Source organism: Erythrobacter ramosus, assembly GCF_009828055.1.
GTDB lineage: Bacteria > Pseudomonadota > Alphaproteobacteria > Sphingomonadales > Sphingomonadaceae > Erythrobacter > Erythrobacter ramosus.
The window spans coordinates 179,320-204,106 of the sequence record NZ_WTYB01000002.1 but is presented as its reverse complement, the minus strand read 5'-3'; the positions used below and the strand labels follow the sequence as shown (position 1 = coordinate 204,106).

Below are 24,787 nucleotides of genomic sequence, written 5' to 3'. Positions count from 1 at the left end.
ACTTCGCTCACAGAAATCCATCGCGCTTCTGGACCGGCCTCAGCCGCCCAATCCTGCGCGCCGCTCCGTGCCATAGCCGAGTTTCAAAGTAGCGCAGATCCCGTGCGGATTCCGTATCCCCCGCCTTGGCCGCACGCGTTAACCAGCAGCGATATCCCGCCATGTCGCTGCGGTTGAAACAACTGATCGCCATGTTCCGGGCCGCCCTCGCATTCCGCTTACGATAAGCCCGGTAATAGAGGCCCGCAGCGCTGAAAGCTTCGGAAGGCTTGCCAACGTCCTTGGCGGCATCATCGCCGCAAAACCAGTCCGCCAATTCGATCATGGCGTCCGCGTGGCCCCGATGCGCGAGATGCCACATGATCGGCCTCCACAACCCCCGACCGCGTTCGTGACGGATCGACAACGCTTTGATGTAAAGTCGTTCTTCCGAACCTTTGTGGGACGCATGATGCATCCGTGTATGGTCTCACAGACCCCGGGAAACAACAAGAGCGCTGGCTTTTCCACCCCCCTTCCCCGCCCCGCACCTTCCCGCTATCCCCACTTCATGACCAACCTCGTCTACGTCCTCAACGGCCCGAACCTTAATCTCCTCGGCACGCGCGAGCCGGAGATTTATGGCACCACCACACTCGATGACATCGCGGGGATGCTCGAAGACCGCGCCCGCGAGCTCGGGCTGGAAATCGAGATGCGCCAGACCAATCACGAAGGGATGCTGGTCGACTGGCTGCATGAAGCGCAGGCGGAGGGTGCGCGTGCGGTCCTGCTCAATGCGGCGGCCTATACGCACACGTCTGTGGCGCTGCTCGATGCGATCAAAGCGATCCGCACCCCGGTGATCGAGGTCCACCTGTCTGATCCCAAGACGCGCGAACCGTTCCGTCACCTGTCCTATGTCGGCATGGGCGCAGCCATGACGGTCGAAGGGCACGGCGCAGACTCCTACCGTATCGCGCTCGAAGCCGTAGCGTCGGGTCAGATCTGAAACGTCACCCAACTTTCACATTTTGCACCCTTGCCACTTGCCAGCCGCAATTGGCGTGAATAGGTCGCTCGCATAAACGGGCTTAGCATTCACCAAGGGGCTTTCATGTCGAACGACGACGGACACGGCAAAGATTCGGGCAAGCGCAAGTCGGGGGGCATGAACATCGACACGGCGCTGGTGCGTGAGCTGGCCGAACTGCTCAACGAAACCGGACTGACCGAGATCGAGGTCGAAGATGACGACCGCAAGATCCGCGTTTCGCGCGGCGCGGTTGCCTCGGCGGCGCCGGTCTATGCCGCTGCGCCCGCTCCGGTTGCTGCTGCGGCTGCGCCCGCCGCCGCTGCGCCTGCCCCGGCAGAGCCCGCCGCGCCTGCTGGCCCCGATCTCAAGAATGCGGTCAAATCACCGATGGTCGGCACCTGCTATCTGACGCCCGAGCCCGGCGCTGCGCCCTTCGTATCGGTCGGCCAAGCGGTCAAGGAAGGCGACACGTTGCTGATCGTCGAGGCGATGAAGGTCATGAACCCGATCACCGCCCCGCGCGCCGGCACCATCACCGCGATCCTGATCGAAACCGCTCAGCCGGTCGAATTCGACCAGCCGCTCGTGGTGATTTCCTAAACCATGGGGATCAAACGCATCCTGATCGCCAATCGCGGCGAGATCGCTTTGCGCATCCACCGCGCGGCGCATGAAATGGGGATCGAGACGGTGGCGGTGCACTCCACCGCCGATGCCGATGCGATGCACGTGCGCCTTGCCGATCATGCGGTATGCATCGGCCCGCCGCCCGCTGGCGAAAGCTATCTCAACATCGCCAACATTATCTCGGCTGCCGAGATTGCGCAGTGCGATGCGATCCACCCCGGTTACGGCTTTCTGTCGGAGAACGCCAAGTTCGCCGATATTGTCGAAGCGCATGACATCATCTGGATCGGCCCCAAGCCCGAACATATCCGCACCATGGGCGACAAGGTCGAGGCCAAGCGCACGGCTGGCGCGCTCGGCCTGCCGCTGGTCCCCGGCTCGGACGGCGCGGTCAGCGATTTCGACGAAGCGCGCCGGATCGCGAAGGAAATCGGCTACCCCGTGATCATCAAGGCCGCGAGCGGCGGCGGCGGGCGCGGCATGAAGGTGTGCGAGGCCGAGGACAAGCTCGAAACCCTGATGCAGCAGGCCGGCAGCGAGGCAAAGGCGGCGTTCGGCGATGCCACAGTCTATATCGAGAAATACCTCGGCAATCCGCGCCACATCGAATTCCAGGTGTTCGGCGATGGCAATGGTAATGCGATCCACTTGGGTGAGCGCGATTGCTCGCTCCAGCGCCGCCACCAGAAGGTGCTGGAAGAAGCCCCCTCCCCCGTCATCAGCCCCGAAGAACGCGCCCGGATGGGCGAAGTCTGCTCCAAGGCGATGCGCGATATGGCCTATCGCGGCGCGGGGACGATCGAATTCCTGTGGGAAAACGGCGAGTTCTACTTCATCGAAATGAACACCCGGCTTCAGGTCGAACACCCCGTCACCGAAGCGATCACCGGCGTCGATCTGGTGCGCGAACAGATTCGCATCGCTGAAGGCAAGCCGCTGTCGGTCACGCAGGACGAGCTCGAGTTTCAGGGGCACGCAATCGAGTGCCGGATCAACGCCGAAGACCCGTTCAACTTCGCGCCCTCGCCCGGCCTCGTGACGTATTATCATGCGGCGGGCGGGATGCATGTGCGGGTCGATTCAGGGCTTTACGCCGGCTACCGGATCCCTCCCTATTACGACAGCATGATCGCCAAGGTGATTGTCTATGGCCGCACCCGTGAAGGCTGCATCATGCGCCTGCGCCGCGCGCTTGAGGAAATGGTGGTCGAAGGTGTGAAAACCAACATCCCGCTGCATCAGGAACTGCTGCGGCAGGACGATGTGCTGAACGGCGACTATTCGATCAAGTGGTTGGAAAAGTGGCTGGAAGAGCGGGTCGGCTAGACACGCTCTCGTTTGCCACTGACGGCGCGCAGCTGTTTCCGGGTTCCGCCCGTGACATGCTTCCCGCCCTTGCAGACTGGTACGCCAACGCCCCGACTGCGCCCGGCACTCGGCTCCACCGGCTGGGCGCCTTCGCTTCCTACCTCGTCTCGCCCGGGCCGATTGCCGCGCTGGCTTCGCAACTGTTGGGACGGCCCGCGCGGCCGGTGCGCGCAATTGCTTTCGACAAGTCACCAGCTACCAACTGGGCATTAGGTTGGCATCAGGATCGCACAATCAACGTTGCCGCACGCGCGGAAGTCGAAGGATACGGCCCGTGGACCGTCAAGCAAGGGAGCCCGCATGTCGAGCCGCCCTTTGCGCTGATCGGGGCGATGATCACGCTGCGTATCCACCTCGATCCCGTCACACCAGACAATGCACCGCTCGAAATCGCGCTTGGGTCCCATCGGAAGGGTTACATCCCTGAAGCGCGCATAACTGCGGTGGTGGCCACCAGCGAGGTTGCCGCATGTCTTGCCCAGCACGGCGACGTATGGGCCTACGCTACACCGATCCTGCACGCGTCACGCCGCTCGACCGTCACGGGTTCGCGCCGAGTGCTGCAAGTGGACTACAGCGGCGACACGCTGCCGGCACCGCTTGAGTGGGCGCTGCGAAGCTAGCTACCGGCATTGCAGCCAAAGTGCTGGAACGCTTAGCGGTTGGCGCGCTGATGCTTTTTTGCTGCACCGCAACACAAGTTGCACAGCGCTACGTTGATTTGACGCGCATTTGCTGCCCGCACCCGCTAACAGGGCTGCGGGATTGCGCTGCACTGCGTGTGCCAAGGAGTGACGGATGAACCGCAAGACCCAGATTGTCGTCGTCGGCGGGGGCGCGGGCGGGTTGGAACTGGTCCGCAGGCTCGGCGCGAAATACGGGCGCAAGCGGCACGACATCATTCTGGTCGACAAAAACCTGTCGCACATCTGGAAGCCGTTGCTGCACGAAGTCGCGGCCGGATCGCTCGATGCGAACCTCGATGAAGTTGGCTATCGCGGGCATTGCTACCGCTGGGGCTATCGCTTCTTCCAGGGCAGTCTCGACGGGATCGACCGGGAGGCCAAGACCATCAGCCTCGCTCCGGTAAAGGATGAGGACGGCAGCGCGCTGATCGAGGCCCACACCATCCGATACGATATCCTCGCGCTGGCGATGGGGTCGGTATCGAACGATTTCGGTGTGCCGGGGGTGAAGGAACATTGCCTCTACCTCGACAGCCGCGTGCAGGCGGACCGGTTCCGCACCCGGCTGCTCAACCACTGCCTGCGCGTCAGCCGGGCGATGATGAACGATCCAACCGCCAACGAACAGGTGCGCATCGCCATCGTCGGCGGCGGGGCGACGGGGGTAGAATTGGCCGCCGAGCTGTACAATGCGGCGGGCGCGCTGCGGCACTACGGGCTTGAAGTGTTTGACGAGGGCCGGATGCACGTGACCCTGCTCGAAGCTGGGCCGCGCATTCTTCCCGCCCTGCCCGAAAAGCTCGCGGCAGCGGCCAAGCATGAGCTCGGCGTGCTCGGCGTGCAGGTCCGCCCTGACGTGCAGGTGGTCGAAGCCCGCCCGCGCCAGCTCATCACCAGAACGGGCGAGGTGATCGAGGCCGATCTGATCGTCTGGGCGGCGGGCGTGAAGGGGGCAGACTACCTCTCAGGCCTTGGGTTGGAGACCAATTCGCGCAACCAGATCCTCGTCACCGACACTTTGCAGACCACGGTTGATCCGAGCATCTTCGCGCTCGGCGACTGCGCCAGTTACACCCCGCCCGGCGAAGACCGCCCCGTCCCCCCGCGTGCGCAGGCGGCGCACCAGATGGCAGGCACGGTGTTCGACAATATCTGCCGGATGCAGCGCGGACAGCCGCTCCGACACTTCGCCTATCATGACAAGGGCTCGCTGGTGTCGCTCAGCCGCTTCTCGACCGTGGGGAGCCTGATGGGCAACCTGATCGGTGGGAGCATGGCGATCGAGGGACGGCTGGCGCGGTTCATCTACACCTCGCTGTACCGCCTGCACCTGATCGGCATTCATGGCTGGGTGAAGGCGACGTTCCTGATGCTGGTGGGCCGCGTGAACCGCATCGTGCGGCCCAAGCTGAAGCTGCATTAGTCGCCGAGTTTAAGCCCCTGCGCGATCGCCTCGGCGATCACCTCGGGGCCCGTCAGCATCGGGCTTTCCTGAGCAATATCATACCAATCGGGCTTTTCGTCGACAAAAATCTGCTGCTCGATCCCGAAGCCCGGTGGCAGATCGAACAGGCCCGCCAGAAACGAGCGCCCGCCGGTCGGCAGGAAGCGATACCACAGGTTGCTGCCGCAGGTTCCGCAGAAGGCGCGCTCGGCCCACGGGCTGGAGCGGTAGATGGTAACAGCGTCCTCGCCCGTCACTTCGGCGCCTTCGCCCTTCACGCCTGCGTAGAACGCCCCGCCCCAGCGCTGGCACATCGCGCAGTGACAGATATCGACCTCGGCCTGCATCGCGGTAACCGTAATCGTCACCGCGCCGCACAGGCAACGCCCGGTGACAGGTTCAGCTAGTCGAGGTGCATCGGTCACAGCGGCCAACCCATTTACAAAGGAACGCCGGGCTCCTGCTTGGCTGTTCGGATGGTGAGCGACGTCTTGACGCTTTCCACATTCGGCGCGGGCGTCAGCTTGCCGGTCAGGAACTCCTGAAAGCTTTGAAGATCCTTGCTCACGATCTTGAGGATGAAGTCGATCTCGCCATTCAGCATGTGGCATTCGCGCACTTCGGGCAGCGCACGCATATGCTCCTCGAATTCACGCAAGCTGGCTTCGGCCTGGCTCTTGAGGCTGACCATCGCGAAGACGGTGATCGCAAAGCCCAGTTTCGACGGGTCGAGATCGGCGTGGTAGCCGCGGATCACACCGTCTTCCTCGAGGCCGCGCACGCGGCGCAGGCACGGCGGCGCGGTCAGCCCGACGCGCTGGGCGAGTTCGACATTGGTGACGCGGCCTTCTGCCTGCAATTCCGCCAGCAATCGGCGGTCGATATCGTCGAGATTGGCCACGTGGCTGAAGCTCCCCCATCACGCCAGCGTTCACCCGGCGGCAACGCGCGTGCATTATGATCGCAAAGAAACAAGACGCTCGCCGGATGGCTCGCTTGGCTAATATTATTAGGTCTGCCAGCAATTGTCCCGCTTTGCAACGCGCCTTGAGCGTTAGACTGTGACTATTGCTCCATCCTGATAAGACGAACAGCTTGGCACAGCGTATGGGTACGCGGCGCGGCGTTTCGGCGCATGTGATTCGTGCTGTCTACGCCCGCTTGAGGAGACGAGTTTGTTCTTCGATGATCGCCTTGCCACCGTGCTGCGCCAACGCGCCACTGGCGAGGCGAGCCTGCGCACGCAGTACCGGCAATTGCTCGATCTATTGGGCAAGGACCGCGCCCATGCGCGCGGAAGCGACCCTAGCCTATTGGCAGCCGCTTGGCTGCGGATGGACGCGCTGGCCGAGGCGATTCCCGCCTCCAACCGGGCGCAAATGATCCGAGAGCCGGGCTGGCGGTTCCGCAGCCCCGATCTGGCGTCGCACCTATCCGATCACGAACCCGATGTCGCTTCCGCCGCCTTGAGCCGCGCCGAGCTGACCTCGGACGACTGGACCGCGCTGATCCCGCGCCTGCCGGTGCGCGCGCGCGGGTTTCTGCGTCTGCGCCGCGATCTGCCGATTGATGTCGAGGCTTTGCTGTCCCGGCTCGGCGTGCATGATCGCGGACTTCCCGCCCCAGCTACTTCGACCGCCGATCCGCAGGTTGCGCCAACCGGGCCTATGACTGCTGCGGAGTCCCTGCCCGCTCCGCCGTCCGCGCCGATCCTGCTGCGCAAGGCCCCAGAGGTTGTGCGTCCCGTGGCGCCCGCCATCCCCATCCGGCAGCGCGACCGGGACGAGAGTGGCCGCACCGAGATCTCTGCGCTGGTCGAGCGGATCGCCCAGTTCCGCCGGACGCGCGGTGACAGCCCGCTCGATCTCGATAGCTCGCCGCGATTGCCGCTGGGCGAATTGCCCGAGCGCAACCAGCGCGCCATTGCCAGCTTCGGCTTTGCCGCTGACACCAGCGGGCGGATCGCTTGGGCCGTCAGCGAAGTCGCACCGATGGTGGTCGGGACCCGCCTGTTCGCCTCGCACACGGGCGGCGCGGATACCTCGGGCAGCGCCAGTCTCGCCCGTGCCTTTGCCCGCCGCCAGCCGATCACCGGGGGCGAGATCAGCCTTTCTGGTGCGCCTGCCATCACCGGCGACTGGATCGTCGATGCCGAACCGCGCTTTAGCGAGGAAGGCCACTTCACCGGCTATTTCGGCCGCTTCCGCCGCGCGCCCGATGCGACCAGCGGCCCCTCCGGCCCCGAAGCGCGCGAAGCGGACCGCATCCGCCAGCTGCTCCACGAATTGCGCACGCCCGTCACCGCCGTGCAGGGCTATGCCGAGGTGATCCAGCAGCAGCTGTTCGGCCCTGCCCCGCATGAATACCGCGCGCTCGCCGCCGCCATCGCGGCCGATGCCGCGCGTATCCTTGCCGGGTTCGAGGAGCTTGACCGGCTCGCGCGGCTGGAAACGGGCGCGACCCGGATCGAACCGGGTGAGACCGATCTCGCCGCCTTGGTGCGCCGCACCGCTGCCCAGCTTGATCCGGTGCTGGCGCCGCAGGGCGCGGGACTGGCGCTCTCCTTCCCCGATACTGCCACCCTGCTGATCGGGCTCGACCCCGAGGACGCCGAGGCGCTGGTGTGGCGGCTGCTCGCCAGCCTCGGCGCGGCTTGCGGCGCGGGTGAGCGGATTGCGGTGCAGCTCGATCCGCTGATCGGTGCAGGCGGCGCAATGGCGCGGCTGATCTGCGCCCTGCCCGCGCGGCTTGCAGCGGAGGACAACCTGTTTGCCGCAACCACCCGCTCTGCGGAAAGCGCGATCAATGCCGGATTGTTCGGCACCGGCTTTGCCCTGCGCCTTGCTCGGGCAGAAGCACGCGCGGCAGGCGGTGCAATGCGGCGCGATGGCAAGACGCTGGTGCTGACCCTGCCGCTCTTGACCGAAATTCCCGCTCTGCCTAGCGCCGTTGAGGCTTAGGCTGATGCGCGGGGGCGTGCGAGGACGATGACCACAGGATCAATGCTCGATGTGCCGCCTGCCGGGCGCACGGCTGCCTTTGCGCCCGGCTTCGGCCAGCGCGTGCTGCTGACAGTCGATACCGAAGAGTGTTTCAATTGGACCGCCCCATTCCGGCGTGACGGCTACGGCGTCAAGCATGTCGAGGCGATCCCGCGCTTTCAGGCTTTCTGCGAGGCGATCGGCGCGCACCCCGTCTATCTGGTCGATTGGCCCATCGTGCAGGATGCGCGCGCCGTTGAGATCATCGGCGATGCGGTGCGGCGCGGCACGGCGGAAGTCGGCGTGCAATTGCACCCGTGGGTCAATCCGCCCTTCGATGAGGAGGTGTGCGTCTACAACTCCTTTGCCGGCAATCTCCCGCAAGCACTGGAGATGGCCAAGTTCATGGGTCTGCGCGACGCGATTGAAGCCAAGTTCGGCACCGCTCCGCTGATCTACCGCGCGGGGCGGTATGGGCTTGGGCCGCACACCGCCGACCTGTTGAAGCACGCCGGAATCAGAGTCGATACCTCGGTGCGTTCGCTGTTCGATTACAGCGCGGGTGGCGGGCCGGATTACACCCGGCATCCGCTTGAACCCTATTGGGTCGACGGCGCAATGCGGCTGCTCGAACTGCCCGTCACATCGGTCCATGCCGGACGCCTGCGCGGCATGGGGCGGCCGCTGCAACGGATCGGCGAGCGGATCCCGCGCGGCATGGGTGCACTTTCGCGGCTCGGTCTGCTGGAGCGGATCGCACTGACGCCGGAAGGCGTATCCAGCGAAGAGGCGCTGCGCGGCATCGATATCGCGCTGGATGATGGGCTTCCGGTGCTGGTGCTGTCGTTCCACAGCCCCTCCCTCGCGCCTGGCTATACGCCCTACACCGCCACCCAAGCTGACGTGGAGGCCCTCTATGGCTGGCTGGAGGCGGTCTACGCCCGTCTGACCGCGCGCGGGGTGACGACATGCAAGGTGACCGATATCATCGCAGCAACCGGCGGATAGGCAGCACGTTTACCAGCTTGTCTCCCTGTCAGTGGCAGAGTAGGGGCTGGGCCTCGCCCTGCGTTCCGGTGCCTTGTTTCCAAGGGCCTGTAGCTCAGCGGTTAGAGCTGGCCGCTCATAACGGCTAGGTCGCGGGTTCGAATCCTGCCGGGCCCACCGGAGGCGAGCGCGGAGCGGGCGGGACGAAACAGAGTCGGGGAGTAGCGCAGCCCGGTAGCGCATCTGCTTTGGGAGCAGAGGGTCGCAGGTTCGAATCCTGTCTCCCCGACCACTTTTCTTGCAAAGCATTGAAGGAAAACCGCTTTTCACCTCTCGGTGAGGCGGAGTGTCACATGTTATGTCACATGCCGGTTCACCGAGCCTTCTCGGAGAGCCCTTCAATGCCAAAGATACCCTTCAGCACGCGCCGCTATGGCCGCTACTATTTCCGCAGACGGGTCCGTTTGCTGGATGGCAAGGATATCCATGTAATCGTGCCACTTTCCACCTGTGACGGGCAGGAAGCGCGCGAAAGGGTCGCGATTCTCACCGCGCAGTTTGACAGGGTGCGCCGGACCGTGAACGCCTACTTCGAACAGAACCAGACGCTCGATGCAGACACGATCAAGGGGCTGTTCGAAACCGAACTGCGCAATTGCCTGTCGAAGCTGATCATGGAGCTGCACGATCCGGCGCGTGATCCGGCGGCCCGCGTGCGGGAGTACCGCACCATGGCGAGCGCGTTCGATATCGCCCAGCGTCCGGGCACGGGCAACGAGCTGACCGAAGCCCAGCGTCGGATGCTGGAAGCGGCAGGCCATGACGAGATGGATGTTGAGTGGGTCGCCTGCGACCTCGATCGGTACTGCGGCAAGGACACCATCGCAGACGAGATGATGGCCCTGATGGCCGAAGGGCTTGGCGTTGAACCAACTCCTGCCGTCGTTGCGCGGATGAAGCACGTACATCTTCAGGCGATGGCTGAGACTAGGCGAGCGGCCGCTGCCCTTATGGAAACCGCGAAATCTGCAATGGCGCAGGTCACGACCGAACGGGAACAACTTGAGCGCGACCGTAATCGTGAGGCGGCACAACTGGCACTTCTCGTCAGGGCGGCGGACGATGGAAACGGTCTAGAACTGCGGGTTTCCGGAGCCACTCTCTCAATGGCGAAATCTCGAATGACCCACCCGGAGAAGACGGCATACGAGAGCCGTTGGTCGGCAGGCATTGTAGCAATCGGACGCACGCTTGCCGATGCGCTTGAGACCGTTCGCCGAACGTTGCTCAGGCTGGCTGACAAGGAAGCGACGCTGGAACGAGAGCGCAAGGAGCATCAGCGGTCCGTCGACGCCCATCAGGAAGCCCTGCGAGCGCATCAAGATGCCGTGCGCGATCTGGATATCAGGATCGCGAACAACAACGATGCAGAAAAACAGATCAAACAGCGTCTAGACACGGCAACGGAGGCATTGAATGCCGCTGCGGCGAAAGATCGACAGGCTAACGCCGCGACGCTCTTGCAGGAGCGCTGGCTGACCGTGATCTCCGCCACCGCGTCGGCATCTGACAAGGTCACCATTGATGACAGCGGTAAGGTCGCTGTTGCGCCTCAACTGATGGCGTCGATGCCCGAACCAATCCGTGCCACCATCGAGAAAGATGCGCCCGATTGGGCGAGAGGTGTTATCCAGGCAAGACATGAGCTTGCGGAAGCAAGGCAACAAGCTGAAGCGGCCGAGGCCGATTGGAAGCGCAAGACAGAGGCGGTTTCCGCCGAGCAGCGGCGCATTGAGAAATCGCGGAAGGTGCTGGATGCTGTCGTTTCCGGCAAATGGGATGTCGCCATCACAGACGGCTATATGACCATGCGCCATGACAGTGACACCGAACGCCGAAATGTGCAGAGGATACCTCTGGCTGATATGGAGCCAAGCCTTCTTCACGCGGCACAGGCGTTCACGCATTTGAGCACGACAACCGACAGCGTCCTCGAACTCCGCGAAAGCCTGAAGAAGGAACGTTCAGCCTTGGCCAAATCACAACCTGAGCGGGCGTCGCAAATCGAGGCAGAGCAGCGACGAACGGATGACAAGGTCCGCGAAGTTCTCCGGCTACCGCCCGGATGGGGACAGGGTATCGGTAGGTGACATGGCCTCGGCACATCGCCGCACCAATGTCCGGTCTTGGCGCTATGACAAGCAAAGCTCCATGACCGAAGCTGGGTGGATACCGGAAAGGCCGGTTTCCCATCCCAAATCAGCCAGAGCGCTCCCGAATGCAGGAGATTGCCGTACGAGAGACTCATAGGCTTGCCCCTATTCGGGCACGGGTGGCGCGGGTTCGTTCGCCGCTACGGCTTCGGTGATGATGAAGCTGTTCATGGTGCTGAGCGCCGAGGATGAGCTGTCGCTGGGGTCGGTGACCGAGGCGTCGATCTCGATCAGGTAGACGCCCGGAAGGCTGACCACTTCGGGCAGGCTGAGGACGAACATCGTGTCCCGGCGCGCTTCGTCTGCGGTAGCGGCGTCATGCAGCACCAGACGCCGCTGATCGGGGGTGATGATGGTGACATTGACCAGATCGGCGTCGGCCGCGAAAATCAGCGTGATCGCGTCGAGCGGGGCGGCGATTTCTTCCTGATTGGCGGGGAAGCTCGCAGTCAGTTCCGGGGCGGGCAGTTCCGCGGCGGCGGGTGCGGCAGTGAGGACCGCAGCCAGCAGCGCGGCGAGGATCGGGGCGAGACGCATCGGCAAACTCCTGTTGATCGCGCAAGGCGGCAAAAGGCGGGAGCGCGGCGTCGCGGCGGCGCTCCCGCAAGTGTTCGACGGGGTCCGGGTCGCAAATGGCCCCCGTGAACCTCGAACGCCCGCCCCCTGTTGCATTGGCGCGTGCGTTCCAGCTGAAAGATGGTGCGGCGGGCCGGACGGTCAGCGTCCGGTCCCGCCAGAGAGGTCAGCAGCCAGCGGCCTTTTTCTTCTTCTTGCCGAGCCCGCCGAGCATGCCGCCCAGCACCGCCCCGGCATCACCGCCGATCGCGCCGCCAATGGCAGCACCCGAGGCCGAGCCGGAACCGGCGGGGCACTGCGCGGTCTGCTGGGCTGCGGCCTGATCGCCGGAAGACGCTGCCGCGTTGCTCGCTTGCGCACCGCCCTTGGGGCCGAAGATCGCAAGGATGCCGGGGGTGTTCTGGTATTCCGGCCCCTGGGTCGCGCCGCGCCCTTCCGGGGCGAAGATGATGTTGACGTCCGAGATCGCCTCGTCCTCAGCCTGCGCGCGCGTCAGGGTCGTGGATTTCGAGGTGCACCACACGCCCCATTCGTCGACCTCGTCCGCCGCGCAGGCGCCGCCCTTCTTCAGGCGCGATGCAGGCGACTTGCCCTCATGGTACGACACGCAGGTCGTGCGCGCACTGTCGCTGGTGTGGTAGCCGACCGGGCAGCGGTCATACTCGCTGGCCTTGGTGAGGTTGCCGAAGGTCGGGTCCGTGTAGACCGGGCCGCCCGAGCTGCCGGACGAAGACGAACTCGAAGAATCGTCGTTTGAGACCTTCTTTGGATAGCAATAATATACTGTGTCCGGGCTCCGCTTGGCAGTCACATGGGTTTTCGGGCAACCCGCGCGAGGAACGGGAAATTTTCCCTCAGCCCCCTGCGCCATCGCAGGGCTGGCAAACGGAATTGCGGCAAAGGCCATGGCCGCACCGGCGGCAAGTGTGGTGATCATCTTCATGGTGCGAAACTCCTGAAAGGTCGCGAATTATCGGGACGGGCCGGATCAGGGCTTCTTGGTCGAACACCACACGCGGTAGACTTCGTAATAGCCGTCCGCGCAGGTTTCCTTTTCCTTCTTGGCGTAGACCTTGGGCGCGATGGTGCCCATCGGCTCGCACACGCTGGTGCTGCCATCAGGATGGCGCCAGCCCGAGGGGCACGGGGCGGCCTTGCTGGTCTTGACGATCGCCTCGCGGTTCTGGCCCTGCGCATGGGCCGGTGCGGCCAGCCCGGCGAGCGCGAGGCTGCCGACCAGCGCGAGGTTGGCGATGCTCAGCGTGCCAGCGATCAGCAGGCGGCTGCGGCTTTCAGTTCGGGTCATGGGTCACTCTCCTGTTGCTGATGAATTCAGTGGCAACAGGGTTAGGCGGGCAGGCAGCCGGGCGGCATCCCATGCATCATGGCTCCCATATCATGGGATGCCGCGCCTCGCGCTGCTACTGCCCGCCTTCGGTGGGCGCGAGGGTGACGATCAGCACATTGAGATCATGGGACGGCTCGTAATTCGTCTTGACCACCTCGAACCGGGTGGGGCCGATCTTCCTGATCCCGTCCATGCACAGGCTGACGAGGCGATCGGGGTAGCCCTTGTCCACCGTCAGCCGGAACCGCTTGATGGGCCCGCGCCAGTTGGCCCCGGGCGACAAGGTGTAGCCGATCCAGTTTTCGACCGGGAAGACATTATCGTTGCGGCTGCCATCGGCGTTGTAACGCTTGCGGTCATAGCCACGCACGAAGGCCTCATCGACGCAGTAGCGGGTGATATATTCGCTGTCGGGATCGAGCGCCTCTCCCCTGATGTCGCGGTCGAGTGCGCTGGCGACCGTGCCGCCCACCATCGGGGTGTAGCGATGTTCGACCGTGATGGGCACGCCGGGCGGGAAGGTCTGGGTGCGCACATAGCTGGTCTCGACGCTCCAGAACGGGCGGACCTTACCCGGCTCATCCTCGTCCATCGCCAGCAGGCCTTCGGCGGTGAGCGCGTATTTCTCATCGTCGGGCAGAGCGTTGAGCCGCGCGGCAAACCCCTTGTCCTCCCAGTGCCTTGCGGGCCAGCCGAGTTCCTTCAGCCGCTTGTCGACATCCACGCCCGCAACCTTGGCGATATCGAGCCGCATCAGCCCCACCACCTTGCCATTGACGCGCGTTTCCATGCCGATGGTCTGCTCCCAATCGGGATAGGCGGCCTCGATCCAGTCGGGCTCCTGACCCGGGAGCGGCACGGCAGGCAGCGGGAAGGCCACCAGCAGCGTGATCGGGGCGCTGGAATGGTTGGTGTAGGTGTAGCGCACCCGCACCAGTTCGGCGCTGATGAACAGGTCTTCGCTGTCCATGCTGATCTGGTCGTTGGCCTCGAAGATCAGGCCGCCGAGCGCGATTTCGGCCTCGGTGTCGTTGGCCAGAGCTGGGGCGGCGGCAAGCGCTGCGGCCAGCGCGATCAGAGGCGCGCGGATCATTCGCCGCTCCATGCCGAACGGTCGATCCATTCGCCAAGCCGCTCGATCCGCGATTCGTACGCGAAGGCGATGCATGCTTGCCGGTCTTCCCGCCGCTTCATGCACAGATTGCGATTGGCGATGAAGGCGCGCTGTTCGCGCAGCAGAGTGGCCTCTTCCACTGGCGGGGTCTGGAGCTTGGCGCGTTCGTAATCGAGGCCCATCGTGCGGTCGAGGATCGAGAGTTCGCGGTCCTTGCAGATCACCTGATCGATGGTGCCCGGCCTTGCCTTGGCACAATCGAAGCTGGGTGCGATCAGCTTGGGCGGGGTCGCCTGCACTTGCGCCTGCGCCGGCAAGCCAGCGCCAAGCAGCGCCAGACCCGCAATCATCCCGTGTCGCATCATCATCCCCCTTTTGTGGCCGCAGCCGTTGCAGACGTCCCGAAGTGATAAGGTGGTGCAGGCCGCCCGGATAGCCGCTGCCTTATGGTGCCATATCTTTGCAAAGCCGCAGATTTGCCCTCTTTTCAGGTGGCAGACTTTAAGGCATCGCTCGGCGCAAACGGGGGGAATTTGAAGACAATGACGAGCCGCATTGCCTGGCGCCAACTTGCAATATTTGCTGTGACCTTGTTGGCGGTGCAGCTGGTTTACTGGTTGCTGATTAATCCACTTACCGAGGCCGACCGAGCGGAGCGCCCCGCGCCGCTCGAAATCACCGGGGCGACCATTGCGCGGCTGGACAGCCCGACCTTTGCCGCTGCCGCCAAGGCGCAATATCAGCCGGTCGAAATTCCCTTCACCCATTGCTGCGACACCGCGATCTTCAGCGTCCGGATCAACGTCAAGGTGGATGCGGTGCCTGCAAATGGCCTTGGCATTATTTCGACCTTGCAAGCCGACAACTATCGCCTCGCGGTCAACGGGTCGACGCTGTTTGCGCGCGGGCAGATGCAGCCTGGCGCCGTTACCTTTGATGGCCAGCGCACATTCCTCACCCGCATTCCTGCAGGATTGCTGCGCGAAGGCAGCAACGAAATTCAATACATCACCGTGCGCGACGGCTTTCCCTATACCGACATCTACCCTCCGATCATCGCAGAATTTGACGCGTTGGAAAGCTACAGCGCCAATCGCCTATTCTTCATCAACGGTTTCTACATGCTGTCGGCAGCCGTGCTGGGGATGCTGGGGCTGCTGGCGGGGATCATGACCTTCCGGTCGGACGACTGGCGCTTTGCCGCTTGGCTCAGCGCCCTGTGTGCAGGCTTCGTCGCCTATCTCACCTACGCCTTGTGGATGAACCCGCCGCTAGATGGCTGGGGCCGGATGCTAGCGTTCTTTGCGATCTATCTGTTTGTCCCGACCGCGCTGCTCTGCTTCGTCGACAGCTGGACGGGCAAGCCGCTGCGAGGTTTGCAGGCCGGAGCGATGGCAGCCTATGGCGCGGCGATCGCGGTTATATCATGGCATGTTTATGGCGTGGCGATGCCTGAAGGCTATGACCGCCCGACCACCTTGTGGATCTGGTATCTTATGGGCGCGGCGGTGCTCGTTCTGGCGCGGCTGGCTTGGCACTTTGCCACGCGGGCGGAAAGTCGGCTGGTGGAAAGCGTCCTCCTGACCGTAATGGCAACCGCACTGGTGTTTGACGCGATTACCAACTGGTTTCCGGAATGGGGTATTGGCGAAGGCAACCTGCTCAATAGTTCGGCCTTCCTGCTGCTGGCGATGACCGCCGCCTTCCTCGCGCGCAATTTCCGGCTGTTCCAGTCGCAAGGCGCGCTCAACGCAATGCTGCAAGCCAAGGTCACCCAGCGCGAGGCCGAACTGGCCGAGGCCGCTTTGCGCGAACAGGCGCTGGTGCGCGCGCAGGCCCATGACGAGGAACGCCGCCGGATCATGCGCGATCTCCACGATGGGCTGGGCAGCCAGCTGATGACGATGATGCTGAGCGCGCGGCTGGGCGAGGCCGATCCCCCCAAGGTGGCCGAGGGGCTCCAGAGCGTGATCGACGAGATGCGGCTGATGGTGGATTCGATGGATTCCGTGGGGGAATCGCTCGAAGCCGCCCTCGCCACCTTCCGCGCCCGGGTGCAGCCGCGGGTCGAAGCGGCGGGCTTCGCCTTCCGCTGGAGCCAGCCCGATGCGCTGGCCGCACCCGATCTTGGCCCGCGCGATGTGTTGCAGGTGTTCCGCATCATGCAGGAGGCGGTCACCAACGCGCTCAAGCATTCCAGCGGCACCGAGATTGCGATCACCATCGCCCAGCACAGCGATGGCGGGGTCGAAATCGCGATTGCCGACAATGGCAGTGGCGGGACCGGCGATGGCGAGGCAGGGCGCGGCCTTGCCAATATGCGTGTCCGCGCAAGGGCGGTGGGAGCTGACTATGCCTTGCAGGCTATGCCCGGCGAAGGCACCCGTGTCACCCTCACCTTGCGCCAGACCGCCCATGCCGCGCATCCCATATAATCGGCCATTTCATGGGATACGCCCCGCCCGGCAAACGCGTTAGGACCGCTGCATGACCGATCCGCAGCCCAGCGCCCCTGTCCGCATCGCGATCATCGAGGATGAACCGACAGTCCGACGCTATTTCATGCAGATCATGGGCATGGCCGAAGGCTATGACGTCATCGCCATGGCCCCTGATCTGGCCACCGGACGCGGACTAATTGCGCTTCAGCCCGATCTGTTCCTGATGGATATCGGCCTGCCGGACGGCAATGGCTATGTTATGGTGCCCGAGATCAAGGCCGGGTGCACCGCCAAGGTGTTGATCATCAGCTCCTTCGGCGACCGCGATACGGTGGTAAAGGCCCTTGGCGCAGGCGCGGATGGCTATCTGCTCAAGGACAGCACGCCGCAGCAAATTCTCGATGGCATAGCGATTACCCTCGATGGCGGCGCCCCGGTCAGCCCGGCAGCGGCGGTTTATCTGCTCGATCTGCTGCGTGCCCCGCCCCCAGTGCCGCAGGGCGCGGTGGACAATGCCGCCGATGATCGTCTGACGACCCGCGAGACCGAACTGCTGCGCGCCTTTGCGGAAGGCAAAAGCTACAAGGAAGCCGCCCGCGTGCTGGGCATCTCGCCCCATACCGTGGGCACCCATGTCAAGGCGATCTACCGCAAGCTCGAAGTCAACTCGCGCAGCGATGCCATCCGCCAGGCATTCCACAAATGACGAAAGGCGGTGTCGCGATGCGGATCTTCGTGCTTATGGCAGCCCTCGCAGGAATGCTGGCAAGCCCTGCGGCGGCCGAGAAACTGGACCCGCGCGATATGCTTGTCGCCTCCAGCCCCGCCAAGGACAGCATTGTCGCGGAAGGGATCGAAACCATCGCGCTGACATTTGCCGAACCCGCCGAGGTGATCAGCGTAACGGTGCGCCTGCCAGACGACACCGAGGTGAACGCCGAGCCCGAAACACCATACCTGCGCCGAAAGCAAAAGCAGGTCCGCTATCGCTTGCCCGTTCCACTGGAAGAGGCCGGGGGCTACACTATCTCGTACCTGCTGACGTCCAAATCGTTCAAATCGCTGAATGGCTTCGTGGAATTCGAGATTGCCGGAGATCCCGGATCGACCGTTCCCGGCCCTCCCAGCGCGCCAGGACCGCAAGAGCGCGATTAGCCCGCTCACCAGGTTTCCCCGAAGAACGCGGCCTCTATGGTCAAAGATAAGGTCACGCCCAGCCACTGGTGGACAGATCAATCTCGCACGCTCGGGTTAGCGCGAGTTCATGTCTGGTTTGGGGTCGGCAGCTGAACGGCAGGAATTATTGGCGAAGGGGTCATAGCAGACATTGCCGGCGGTCTCCGCCACGCGCTGCCAAACGAATACGGAGGCGGGGCGCAAGCGACCCGATAAGCGGTAGAAGCGAGGCGGTCGCGTCCCCCGATCGCGTTCGCCAAACAGCGCCCTGCCCTCCCGTATTCAGCCCTTGCAGCCGGATTCGTCCTATGTCACATGCTGGTTCACACGCCCTTTTCGGCGTGTTGAACCCCGCGGTTTTCCGGGCTTTGCGGGTGGTCGGAAAAGTGGACTCGCATCCTGTCTCCCCGACCAGTTTTCGTCAGGCCCCGTGCCTCAGACCGCAGACCAGCCCGCGTCAATCATCAGCGCAGAACCGGTCACCACCCGCGCAGGCTCGCTCACCAGATACATCACCGCTGCCGCCGATTGTTCAGCTGTGATTTTCTCTTTGATGAGATGCGGGGTGAGCTGGAGTTCGTAGGCCTCTTCGGTGGAGAGACCGCGGGCGGCGGCGACTTCATCGGTGGCGTGGGCGACCATTGGGGTATCCACCAGCCCGGGGCAGAGCGCGTTGACGGTGATCCTTTCGCCTGCAAGCTCGCCCGCCATTGCGCGGGTCAGCCCCATGAGCCCGTGTTTTGAGGCGCAGTAATGCGCATAGCCGGGCGTGCCGACATGGCCAGCGACCGAGGCGATGTTGACGATCCGCCCGCCTTCACCGCCTACGATCATCACCGGCACCGCCGCGCGCGCCATCCGCCAAGCGCCGGTCAGGTTGATGTCGATCATGGTGGTCCACATCGCATCGTCAAGCTCGTGCGCGGGGCGGCCACCGGTCAGGATTCCGGCGTTGTTGACCAGAATGTCGAGCCGCCCGAAGGCCTCAAGCGTGGCCGCCATGAAGGCGTCGATCTGTGATTGGTCGCGCACATCGCAGGCCATCGCCACGGCCTTGCGCCCCTGCGCTTCGATGGCGCGAGCGACGTCATCCAGTGCGCCACCCATCGCATAGCCGACCGTCGGCATCGCTGCCGCGCCGACATCGCAGATCGCTACGTCCGCGCCCGCCTCGGCCAGAGCGAGCGCGATCGCCCGTCCCTGCCCGCGCGCCGCCCCCGTTACGATGGCCGCCTTCCCCGCCAGTGGTCCCTGCATCGCTTATCCTCCCTCGTACCCGCATTGCAGCCAAGAGGGTACAAGAGCCACCCGCGTTCCCAAGCGGCTGAAGTGATAGGCGGGCCGAGCGATATGCGCCCGGCGCGGCCTGCCTCGCGAGGCTATTGGCCCGCGATCGCCGGGGCCGAGGGGATCGGGGTGCCAGTCTGGATCGACATGCCTTCATTCGCCAGTATGCCGACCACCTGAGTCCACACTGCGACGTTCTGGCGCAGCTGCACAGGGTCGATCTTGTCGAGCGTGTCGTCCGGCGTGTGGTGCAGGTCGAAATAGCGGGTGCCGTCCTGCTGGAGATCGACGAGCGCGCCCTTCTGGTCGCGCACGATGTTGAGATCGGCCCCGCCGCCAGCGACATCGCTGCCCGCCGAGACCCCGAAGCGCGCGACCGCTGCGGCGATCTTCTTGTGGAGCGCCGGGTTGGTTTCGCGGAAATTGCTGTCAAAGCGCCAGATGCGGTCTGCGCCGAAATCGCTTTCAAGGCCCACCGCGATTGGCTCGCTAAGGTGGGCCTTGCTGTAGGCCGCGCTGCCCCACAGGCCGGTTTCCTCCGCCCCGGCAAACAGCACGCGGATGGTGCGCAGCGGTTGGCCCGCCTTGCCCGCGTTGAGCGCGGCCGCCGCAATAATCGCGCAGCCAGCCCCATCGTCAACGGCGCCGGTGCCCATCCACCAGCTATCGAGATGGCAGGCGAGCAGAACTGGCGGCAGCGAGCGGTTAAACCCGACGATCTCGCCCACAACATTGCCGCTCTGGGTCTGACCGAGATTCTGCGGGGTGAGCACCAACTTCATGGTAATCGGCTTACCGCCCGCGCGCTGGAACATCCGCTCAAGGTTGGCCGCATCGGGATTGCTCAGCGCGCCCGCCGGGGTGGGGGTCACGCCTTCAGGGAAGTCCGTGCCGCCAGTGTGTGGGTTGCGGTGCAGATCGGTGCCGACCGACTTGATGACGGTCGCCGCCGCGCCCTTGCTCGCGGCGATTCCAGAGGCGACCCAGCGCGTCGGACCCGCAAAGCCGTACTGGCTGCCGTCCTGCGTGCGTGTCATGGCGTTGCTGACGAAGGCGATCTTGCCCTTCAGGCTGCCTTCGGGCGCGGCCTGAAGCTCGGCAACGCTTTTGAACATCACGACCTCGGCGGTGATCCCTTCCGGCCCGGTCGACGCGCTGTCACCGAGCGGCGCAACCGCGAGGCTCTGCGGGAAGGGACTGACGATCTCCGCACGGCCCGGCTCGCCCGGAATCCAGGTGGGCATCATGAAGGGCTCGTCCGCGACGTTCTTGAAGCCCTTCGCCTTGAGCCAGGCAACCGCCCAGGCCCGCCCGCGCGCTTCGGCCTCGGTGCCCGCCTGCCGCTGGCCGACTTCAGTGGTGATGCCTTCGACGAAATCCCAAGCGTTCTTGTCACCTTCAAGAGCATTGTCTGCGACGCGCTCGAGGGGCGGCAGGGGGGCTACGGTCTCGGCTTGAGTGGTAGCGGCGAGCGAAAGCGCGGCGAGCGCAGGTATGACGCGGTTCATGGCCTCGACTGCTAAGCTCGCCCCGCGGCTAAGTCTAGCCGCTTGCCCTCGCCTCTCCCCTTCCCTATCTGCGCAGCCAAACCTCACCACCCGATTTATCGATCCCGAAGGACCAATCCGATGGCCGCGCAATACGCCTATGTCATGAAGGGCATGACCAAGAGCTTTCCCGGTGCCCAGAAGCCGGTGCTCTCGAACATCTCGCTCCAGTTCTATCAAGGCGCCAAAATCGGCATCGTTGGCCCCAATGGTGCGGGTAAGTCGACGCTGATCAAGATCATGGCCGGGATCGACACGGACTACACCGGTGAGGCCTGGGCGGGTGAGAACATCACCGTCGGCTACCTTGAGCAGGAGCCGGAGCTTGATAACAGCAAGACGGTGCTCGAAAACGTCAAGGACGGCGCGCGCGGGATTGCCGACATGGTCGACCGATTCAATGAAATCAGCGCGCTGATGTGTGAGCCCGATGCCGATTTCGAGACCCTCGGCGCGGAAATGGGCGAGCTTCAGGACAAGATCGATTCCGTTGACGGCTGGACGCTCGACAACCAGCTTGAAGTGGCGATGGAAGCCCTGCGCTGCCCGCCGGGTGACTGGGCGGTGGAAAGCCTGTCGGGCGGCGAAAAGCGCCGCGTCGCGCTGACCCGTCTGCTGATCCAGAAGCCTTCGATCCTGCTGTTGGACGAACCGACCAACCACCTCGACGCAGAGTCGGTGCAGTGGCTGGAAAACCACCTCAAGGAATATGCCGGTGCGGTGCTGATGATCACCCACGACCGTTACTTCCTTGATAATGTGGTGGAATGGATCCTCGAACTCGATCGCGGATCGTACTACCCCTACGAAGGCAACTATTCGACCTACCTCGAAAAGAAGGCCAAGCGGCTTGAGCAGGAAAGCCGCGAGGAAAGCGGCAAGACAAAGGCGTTGCAGCGCGAACTCGAATGGATCCGGCAGACGCCCGCAGCGCGCCAGACTAAGTCCAAGGCACGTATCCGTAAGTTCGAAGAGCTCCAGAACAGCCAGGACAGCCGCATGGTCGGCAAGGCGCAGATCGTCATTCAGGTGCCCGAGCGCTTGGGCGGCAAGGTGATCGAAGCCAAGAACATCACCAAGGCATATGGCGATAAGCTGCTGTTCGAAAACCTCAGCTTCATCCTGCCGCCAGGCGGCATCGTCGGCGTGATCGGGCCGAACGGCGCGGGCAAATCGACGCTGTTCAAGATCCTCACCGGCAAGGAAACGCCTGACAGCGGCACGATCGAGATCGGCTCGACCGTGCACCTCGGCTATGTCGATCAGAGCCGCGATCACCTGAACCCGGCGAACAATGTGTGGGCCGAAATCAGCGACGGTCTCGATTACATGAAGGTCAACGGTCAAGACATGAGCACCCGTGCCTATGTCGGTGCGTTCAACTTCAAGGGCGCGGATCAGCAGAAGAACGTCGGCAAGCTTTCGGGCGGTGAACGCAACCGCGTGCACATGGCCAAGATGCTGAAGCTAGGCGGCAACGTGCTGCTGCTGGACGAGCCGACCAACGATCTCGACGTCGAGACGCTCGCCGCTCTGGAAGACGCGATCGAGAACTTCGCAGGCTGCGCCGTGGTCATCAGCCACGATCGCTTCTTCCTTGATCGCCTCGCCACGCACATCCTCGCCTTCGAAGGCAACAGCCATGTTGAATGGTTCGAAGGCAACTTCGAAGCTTACGAGGAAGACAAGCGCCGCCGTCTGGGCGATGCCGCCGACCGTCCGACGCGACTTGCCTACAAGAAGCTGACGCGCTGATCGGCCAGCGGGCTGGGCCAATGAGCCCAGCCCGATCCGCGGCGCGAGCAATCGCGCGCGCTCAGGGCGAAACCCAGTGCCCCTGCCACTCACCGGTCGCCGCGCGGGCAAACTGCGCGCGGACGTGGCCGGTATGCGCAAGGTAGAGCCAGTCGAATGCGGTAAGCGTGATCCGCAGCAGGGCGAAATTCTCCCGTGCCGGAACAAGCTGGGCGTCATCGGGCTCGGCCCCTTCGAACTCCGCAGGCAGGCCAGATGTCGGCACGTCCGAGCCACTTCCCGGCCCGTCGCCCAGATAACAGCGCCGCGCGAAATTGGTGCTCGAACCCCAGGCCGCGTCCACTTCGGCACCGCTGGTGACAATCGCCGCAGTGCCGCGTGCGCGAATCTGAATCTTGGCGCCCTTGTCATAGAACAGCACCGCAATGCGCGGATCAGCGGTCACCACCTTTGCCTTAGGCGCGCGCGCGTCGGTGTGAAGCCGGAACGTCCAATTCTGGCTGTCGAAGGCACGCAGGACCATCACCCGCGCATCGACATCGCCGGTAACGATCACCGGCGTGTGCATCGGTGACTTGCGGTCACGCGGCGCACGAATCAGGCGGTTGCGGCAATCGGTGAGGACTTCGTCGAGCGCTTCAAACATGGCGCACGCCTTTGGCGGCAAAGCCTGCGCCGTCAAGCACGCCGCACCTACGTTCACATTCATCGCATTTTTTATGAACATCGGTGAGCTGGTTCATCCCTGCGACAGTCTGCGAATCGTAATACACATCATCTCAACAAGCCGGTTGTGGTGGGCCGGCTCTTTTGGAGGCATTCCCAATGATGACTCTCTTCTCGAGAAGCGGATCGCTTGCGGCTCTGGCCGTGGCGCTCGCCTTCTCCCTTCCCGCCACCCCTGCCGCTGCGCAGGATAATCAGAACGGTCGCGGCGAAGCCCGGGCGCAGGCGCGGGCCGAACGCCAGCAGACCCGCGCCGAAAATCGCAGCAGCCCTGAGCGGGTGCAGGCGGAACGGGCCGCTCCGCAACGCGCTGCACGCGTTGATGCACCCCGGCCTGAACGGGCTGCTGCCCCGCGCCCGGATTCCGTTCAGCGGGCCGAGCGCGCCGTCGCTCAGCGTCCTCAACCGCCGGTTAGGGTCGATGCCCAGCAGCGTCCGGCTCGCGGAGGCTTCGGCGGCGACGTTGCAGCCCGAGTTCAGGCAGCACAGCGCGCCAATGGCCCCGACCGTCGCGGCGAAGTGCGCGGCGACCGAATCGACCGCCGGAGCGAAGCGCGCGCCGGTCAGGTAGATCGCCGCAGCGAACGGCGCGCCGACACTATTGATCGTCGCAGCGAAGTGCGGGCCGACCGGGTCGAACAGCGCGGCGATATCCGTGCTGGCCAGCTGGACCGGCGCGGGCGCGATGGCGCTGCTGTCCGAGTCGACCGCCGCACCGATGCGCGCGCCGACCGAATCGAAAACCGTGGTGATCGTCGGGCGGATCAAGTCGAAAACCGCGGGGATCGCCGCGCTGACCGCATCGAGGATCGTGGTGACCGCAGGGCCGACCGGGTCGATGGCCGCCGTGACGATTGGCGCGACGGCCGCGACGGCCGCGACGGTCGCCGCGATGGTCGCTTCGACAATCGCGGAGGCGGCTTCAGCGGTCAGGTAGGCGATATCGCCCGCGATGCCCGCCGTGCAGATGCGCGCGGTAACGACCGGAACGACTGGCGCGATGGTCGCCGCGACAACTGGCGCGATGGCCGGAGCAACTGGCGGCGTGACGATTGGCGTCACAGCTGGAACGGCCGTCCGGGCTGGGACAACCGCGATTTCCGCCGCTGGAACAATAATGGCTGGCGCAATGACCGGCGCTATGGCTGGACCGATTGGCGGCGCAGCAACCAGTACCTGTTCCGCCCCGGCCCCTACTATGCACCGTTCCGCTCGCACCGCTACAACCGGCTGGATATCGGCTTCTACCTTGACAGCTTGTTCTTCCAGCCGCGGTTCTTCCTGAACGACCCCTACGCCTACCGCCTGCCCCCGGCTTACGGCCCTTATCAGTGGGTTCGCTATTACGACGATGTGGTGTTGGTCGACATCTACACCGGCGAAGTGGTTGACGTGATCCACGACTTCTTCTGGTAGGTCATCACTGACGCGAAAGAGCCCCGTCGGAGCAATCCGGCGGGGCTTTTTTTGCCGAAGCCGGCTTGCTACCCGGCGGC

At 64.1% G+C, this 24,787-nt stretch carries 24 protein-coding genes and 2 tRNA genes; 15 read left to right on the top strand and 11 right to left on the bottom strand.

Features of this window, described 5'->3' with window-relative positions; translation table 11 throughout:
- Positions 1 to 7 precede the first annotated feature (7 nt).
- Entirely contained in the window at positions 8 to 361 is a 354-nt protein-coding gene (locus tag GRI59_RS07580; RefSeq protein ID WP_183363627.1) for a hypothetical protein, read from the bottom strand.
- Between the two features lie 189 nt (positions 362 to 550).
- On the opposite strand from GRI59_RS07580, the gene GRI59_RS07575 reads away from it, so the two are divergent.
- From GRI59_RS07575 to GRI59_RS07555, 5 genes are all read left to right on the top strand, one after another.
- Positions 551 to 991 carry a type II 3-dehydroquinate dehydratase gene (locus GRI59_RS07575; RefSeq protein ID WP_160760622.1) on the top strand — a complete coding sequence of 147 codons (441 nt, stop codon included), beginning with the start codon at positions 551 to 553 and terminating at the stop codon, positions 989 to 991.
- 159 nt (positions 992 to 1,150) lie between these two features.
- A complete protein-coding gene (gene accB, locus GRI59_RS07570; protein WP_160761561.1) occupies positions 1,151 to 1,615 on the top strand; it encodes an acetyl-CoA carboxylase biotin carboxyl carrier protein in 465 nt (154 codons plus the stop codon).
- A 3-nt stretch (positions 1,616 to 1,618) separates the two neighbouring features.
- Positions 1,619 to 2,968, top strand: coding sequence for an acetyl-CoA carboxylase biotin carboxylase subunit (accC, locus tag GRI59_RS07565; protein WP_160760621.1), 1,350 nt, complete (start codon positions 1,619 to 1,621; stop codon positions 2,966 to 2,968).
- Positions 2,969 to 3,024: 56 nt separating this feature from the next.
- Entirely contained in the window at positions 3,025 to 3,633 is a 609-nt protein-coding gene (locus GRI59_RS07560; protein WP_160760620.1) for a phytanoyl-CoA dioxygenase family protein, read from the top strand.
- Positions 3,634 to 3,808: 175 nt separating this feature from the next.
- Positions 3,809 to 5,119, top strand: coding sequence for an NAD(P)/FAD-dependent oxidoreductase (locus GRI59_RS07555; RefSeq protein ID WP_160760619.1), 1,311 nt, complete (start codon positions 3,809 to 3,811; stop codon positions 5,117 to 5,119).
- On the opposite strand, the gene GRI59_RS07550 is transcribed toward GRI59_RS07555, so the two are convergent.
- Together GRI59_RS07550 and GRI59_RS07545 are read right to left on the bottom strand one after the other, a co-directional pair.
- On the bottom strand, positions 5,116 to 5,565 hold the full coding sequence (locus GRI59_RS07550; RefSeq protein WP_337190245.1) for a GFA family protein: 450 nt from the start codon (positions 5,563 to 5,565) through the stop codon (positions 5,116 to 5,118). The two genes, GRI59_RS07555 and GRI59_RS07550, sit on opposite strands and share 4 nt — an antisense overlap.
- A gap of 14 nt (positions 5,566 to 5,579) precedes the next feature.
- Positions 5,580 to 6,041 carry an Lrp/AsnC family transcriptional regulator gene (locus GRI59_RS07545; protein ID WP_067405649.1) on the bottom strand — a complete coding sequence of 154 codons (462 nt, stop codon included), beginning with the start codon at positions 6,039 to 6,041 and terminating at the stop codon, positions 5,580 to 5,582.
- A gap of 274 nt (positions 6,042 to 6,315) precedes the next feature.
- Between GRI59_RS07545 and GRI59_RS07540 the strand changes: the two genes are divergently transcribed.
- From GRI59_RS07540 to GRI59_RS07520, 5 genes are all read left to right on the top strand, one after another.
- Complete coding sequence (locus tag GRI59_RS07540) at positions 6,316 to 8,100, top strand: histidine kinase dimerization/phospho-acceptor domain-containing protein (RefSeq protein WP_160760618.1); 1,785 nt, start codon at positions 6,316 to 6,318, stop codon at positions 8,098 to 8,100.
- Between the two features lie 27 nt (positions 8,101 to 8,127).
- A complete protein-coding gene (locus GRI59_RS07535; RefSeq protein ID WP_160760617.1) occupies positions 8,128 to 9,129 on the top strand; it encodes a polysaccharide deacetylase family protein in 1,002 nt (333 codons plus the stop codon).
- 83 nt (positions 9,130 to 9,212) lie between these two features.
- Positions 9,213 to 9,285, top strand: a tRNA-Ile gene (locus tag GRI59_RS07530).
- A gap of 38 nt (positions 9,286 to 9,323) precedes the next feature.
- A tRNA-Pro gene (locus GRI59_RS07525) sits at positions 9,324 to 9,400 on the top strand.
- Between the two features lie 109 nt (positions 9,401 to 9,509).
- A complete protein-coding gene (locus GRI59_RS07520; RefSeq protein ID WP_160760616.1) occupies positions 9,510 to 11,258 on the top strand; it encodes a coiled-coil domain-containing protein in 1,749 nt (582 codons plus the stop codon).
- 168 nt (positions 11,259 to 11,426) lie between these two features.
- On the opposite strand, the gene GRI59_RS07515 is transcribed toward GRI59_RS07520, so the two are convergent.
- The 5 genes from GRI59_RS07515 to GRI59_RS07495 all read right to left on the bottom strand — a co-directional run bounded on the left by GRI59_RS07515 (position 11,427) and on the right by GRI59_RS07495 (position 14,727).
- The gene (locus GRI59_RS07515; protein ID WP_160760615.1) at positions 11,427 to 11,858 is read right to left on the bottom strand and encodes a copper resistance protein CopC; all 432 of its coding nucleotides are present in this window, start codon (positions 11,856 to 11,858) and stop codon (positions 11,427 to 11,429) included.
- A 205-nt stretch (positions 11,859 to 12,063) separates the two neighbouring features.
- Positions 12,064 to 12,840 (bottom strand): hypothetical protein, encoded by a 777-nt coding sequence (locus GRI59_RS07510; RefSeq protein WP_160760614.1) that lies wholly within the window; start codon positions 12,838 to 12,840, stop codon positions 12,064 to 12,066.
- A 45-nt stretch (positions 12,841 to 12,885) separates the two neighbouring features.
- Positions 12,886 to 13,203, bottom strand: a complete 318-nt coding sequence (locus GRI59_RS07505) for a hypothetical protein (RefSeq protein ID WP_160760613.1) — start codon at positions 13,201 to 13,203, stop codon at positions 12,886 to 12,888.
- 115 nt (positions 13,204 to 13,318) lie between these two features.
- On the bottom strand, positions 13,319 to 14,338 hold the full coding sequence (locus GRI59_RS07500; RefSeq protein ID WP_160760612.1) for a DUF4424 family protein: 1,020 nt from the start codon (positions 14,336 to 14,338) through the stop codon (positions 13,319 to 13,321).
- Positions 14,335 to 14,727, bottom strand: a complete 393-nt coding sequence (locus tag GRI59_RS07495; protein ID WP_160760611.1) for a lysozyme inhibitor LprI family protein — start codon at positions 14,725 to 14,727, stop codon at positions 14,335 to 14,337. Before GRI59_RS07495 ends, GRI59_RS07500 begins: the two co-directional genes overlap by 4 nt.
- Before the next feature lie 216 nt (positions 14,728 to 14,943).
- On the opposite strand from GRI59_RS07495, the gene GRI59_RS07490 reads away from it, so the two are divergent.
- Genes GRI59_RS07490 through GRI59_RS07480 form a run of 3 tightly spaced genes read left to right on the top strand, consistent with a single transcriptional unit; the run spans position 14,944 to position 17,955 of the window.
- Positions 14,944 to 16,794, top strand: a complete 1,851-nt coding sequence (locus tag GRI59_RS07490; RefSeq protein ID WP_160760610.1) for an ATP-binding protein — start codon at positions 14,944 to 14,946, stop codon at positions 16,792 to 16,794.
- A 52-nt stretch (positions 16,795 to 16,846) separates the two neighbouring features.
- Positions 16,847 to 17,506: a response regulator gene (locus tag GRI59_RS07485; protein ID WP_160760609.1), complete on the top strand. Its 660-nt coding sequence runs from the start codon at positions 16,847 to 16,849 to the stop codon at positions 17,504 to 17,506.
- Complete coding sequence (locus GRI59_RS07480) at positions 17,503 to 17,955, top strand: copper resistance CopC family protein (RefSeq protein ID WP_160760608.1); 453 nt, start codon at positions 17,503 to 17,505, stop codon at positions 17,953 to 17,955. The genes GRI59_RS07485 and GRI59_RS07480 overlap by 4 nt, the downstream gene beginning before the upstream one ends.
- Before the next feature lie 456 nt (positions 17,956 to 18,411).
- On the opposite strand, the gene GRI59_RS07475 is transcribed toward GRI59_RS07480, so the two are convergent.
- Positions 18,412 to 19,233 (bottom strand): SDR family NAD(P)-dependent oxidoreductase, encoded by an 822-nt coding sequence (locus tag GRI59_RS07475; RefSeq protein WP_160760607.1) that lies wholly within the window; start codon positions 19,231 to 19,233, stop codon positions 18,412 to 18,414.
- Positions 19,234 to 19,355: 122 nt separating this feature from the next.
- Positions 19,356 to 20,771 carry a M20/M25/M40 family metallo-hydrolase gene (locus GRI59_RS07470; RefSeq protein ID WP_160760606.1) on the bottom strand — a complete coding sequence of 472 codons (1,416 nt, stop codon included), beginning with the start codon at positions 20,769 to 20,771 and terminating at the stop codon, positions 19,356 to 19,358.
- A gap of 120 nt (positions 20,772 to 20,891) precedes the next feature.
- Here GRI59_RS07470 and ettA point away from each other — a divergent pair, with 120 nt between their 5' ends.
- Positions 20,892 to 22,565, top strand: coding sequence for an energy-dependent translational throttle protein EttA (gene ettA / locus GRI59_RS07465; RefSeq protein ID WP_160760605.1), 1,674 nt, complete (start codon positions 20,892 to 20,894; stop codon positions 22,563 to 22,565).
- Positions 22,566 to 22,626: 61 nt separating this feature from the next.
- On the opposite strand, the gene GRI59_RS07460 is transcribed toward ettA, so the two are convergent.
- Complete coding sequence (locus GRI59_RS07460) at positions 22,627 to 23,211, bottom strand: pyridoxamine 5'-phosphate oxidase family protein (protein WP_160760604.1); 585 nt, start codon at positions 23,209 to 23,211, stop codon at positions 22,627 to 22,629.
- Between the two features lie 179 nt (positions 23,212 to 23,390).
- Here GRI59_RS07460 and GRI59_RS15625 point away from each other — a divergent pair, with 179 nt between their 5' ends.
- On the top strand, positions 23,391 to 24,707 hold the full coding sequence (locus GRI59_RS15625) for an RcnB family protein (RefSeq protein WP_237440742.1): 1,317 nt from the start codon (positions 23,391 to 23,393) through the stop codon (positions 24,705 to 24,707).
- Positions 24,708 to 24,787: the final 80 nt, after the last annotated feature.

Bases quoted from the DNA above. Each gene is read 5' to 3' on its own strand.
- GRI59_RS07580 (WP_183363627.1), bottom strand. From the start codon at position 361: ATGTGGCATCTCGCGCATCGGGGCCACGCGGACGCCATGATCGAATTG.
- GRI59_RS07575 (WP_160760622.1), top strand. From the start codon at position 551: ATGACCAACCTCGTCTACGTCCTCAACGGCCCGAACCTTAATCTCCTC.
- accB (WP_160761561.1), top strand. From the start codon at position 1,151: ATGAACATCGACACGGCGCTGGTGCGTGAGCTGGCCGAACTGCTCAAC.
- accC (WP_160760621.1), top strand. From the start codon at position 1,619: ATGGGGATCAAACGCATCCTGATCGCCAATCGCGGCGAGATCGCTTTG.
- GRI59_RS07560 (WP_160760620.1), top strand. From the start codon at position 3,025: ATGCTTCCCGCCCTTGCAGACTGGTACGCCAACGCCCCGACTGCGCCC.
- GRI59_RS07555 (WP_160760619.1), top strand. From the start codon at position 3,809: ATGAACCGCAAGACCCAGATTGTCGTCGTCGGCGGGGGCGCGGGCGGG.
- GRI59_RS07535 (WP_160760617.1), top strand. From the start codon at position 8,128: ATGACCACAGGATCAATGCTCGATGTGCCGCCTGCCGGGCGCACGGCT.
- GRI59_RS07520 (WP_160760616.1), top strand. From the start codon at position 9,510: ATGCCAAAGATACCCTTCAGCACGCGCCGCTATGGCCGCTACTATTTC.
- GRI59_RS07515 (WP_160760615.1), bottom strand. From the start codon at position 11,858: ATGCGTCTCGCCCCGATCCTCGCCGCGCTGCTGGCTGCGGTCCTCACT.
- GRI59_RS07510 (WP_160760614.1), bottom strand. From the start codon at position 12,840: ATGAAGATGATCACCACACTTGCCGCCGGTGCGGCCATGGCCTTTGCC.
- GRI59_RS07505 (WP_160760613.1), bottom strand. From the start codon at position 13,203: ATGACCCGAACTGAAAGCCGCAGCCGCCTGCTGATCGCTGGCACGCTG.
- GRI59_RS07500 (WP_160760612.1), bottom strand. From the start codon at position 14,338: ATGATCCGCGCGCCTCTGATCGCGCTGGCCGCAGCGCTTGCCGCCGCC.
- GRI59_RS07495 (WP_160760611.1), bottom strand. From the start codon at position 14,727: ATGATGATGCGACACGGGATGATTGCGGGTCTGGCGCTGCTTGGCGCT.
- GRI59_RS07485 (WP_160760609.1), top strand. From the start codon at position 16,847: ATGACCGATCCGCAGCCCAGCGCCCCTGTCCGCATCGCGATCATCGAG.
- GRI59_RS07480 (WP_160760608.1), top strand. From the start codon at position 17,503: ATGACGAAAGGCGGTGTCGCGATGCGGATCTTCGTGCTTATGGCAGCC.
- GRI59_RS07475 (WP_160760607.1), bottom strand. From the start codon at position 19,233: ATGCAGGGACCACTGGCGGGGAAGGCGGCCATCGTAACGGGGGCGGCG.
- GRI59_RS07470 (WP_160760606.1), bottom strand. From the start codon at position 20,771: ATGAACCGCGTCATACCTGCGCTCGCCGCGCTTTCGCTCGCCGCTACC.
- ettA (WP_160760605.1), top strand. From the start codon at position 20,892: ATGGCCGCGCAATACGCCTATGTCATGAAGGGCATGACCAAGAGCTTT.
- GRI59_RS07460 (WP_160760604.1), bottom strand. From the start codon at position 23,211: ATGTTTGAAGCGCTCGACGAAGTCCTCACCGATTGCCGCAACCGCCTG.
- GRI59_RS15625 (WP_237440742.1), top strand. From the start codon at position 23,391: ATGATGACTCTCTTCTCGAGAAGCGGATCGCTTGCGGCTCTGGCCGTG.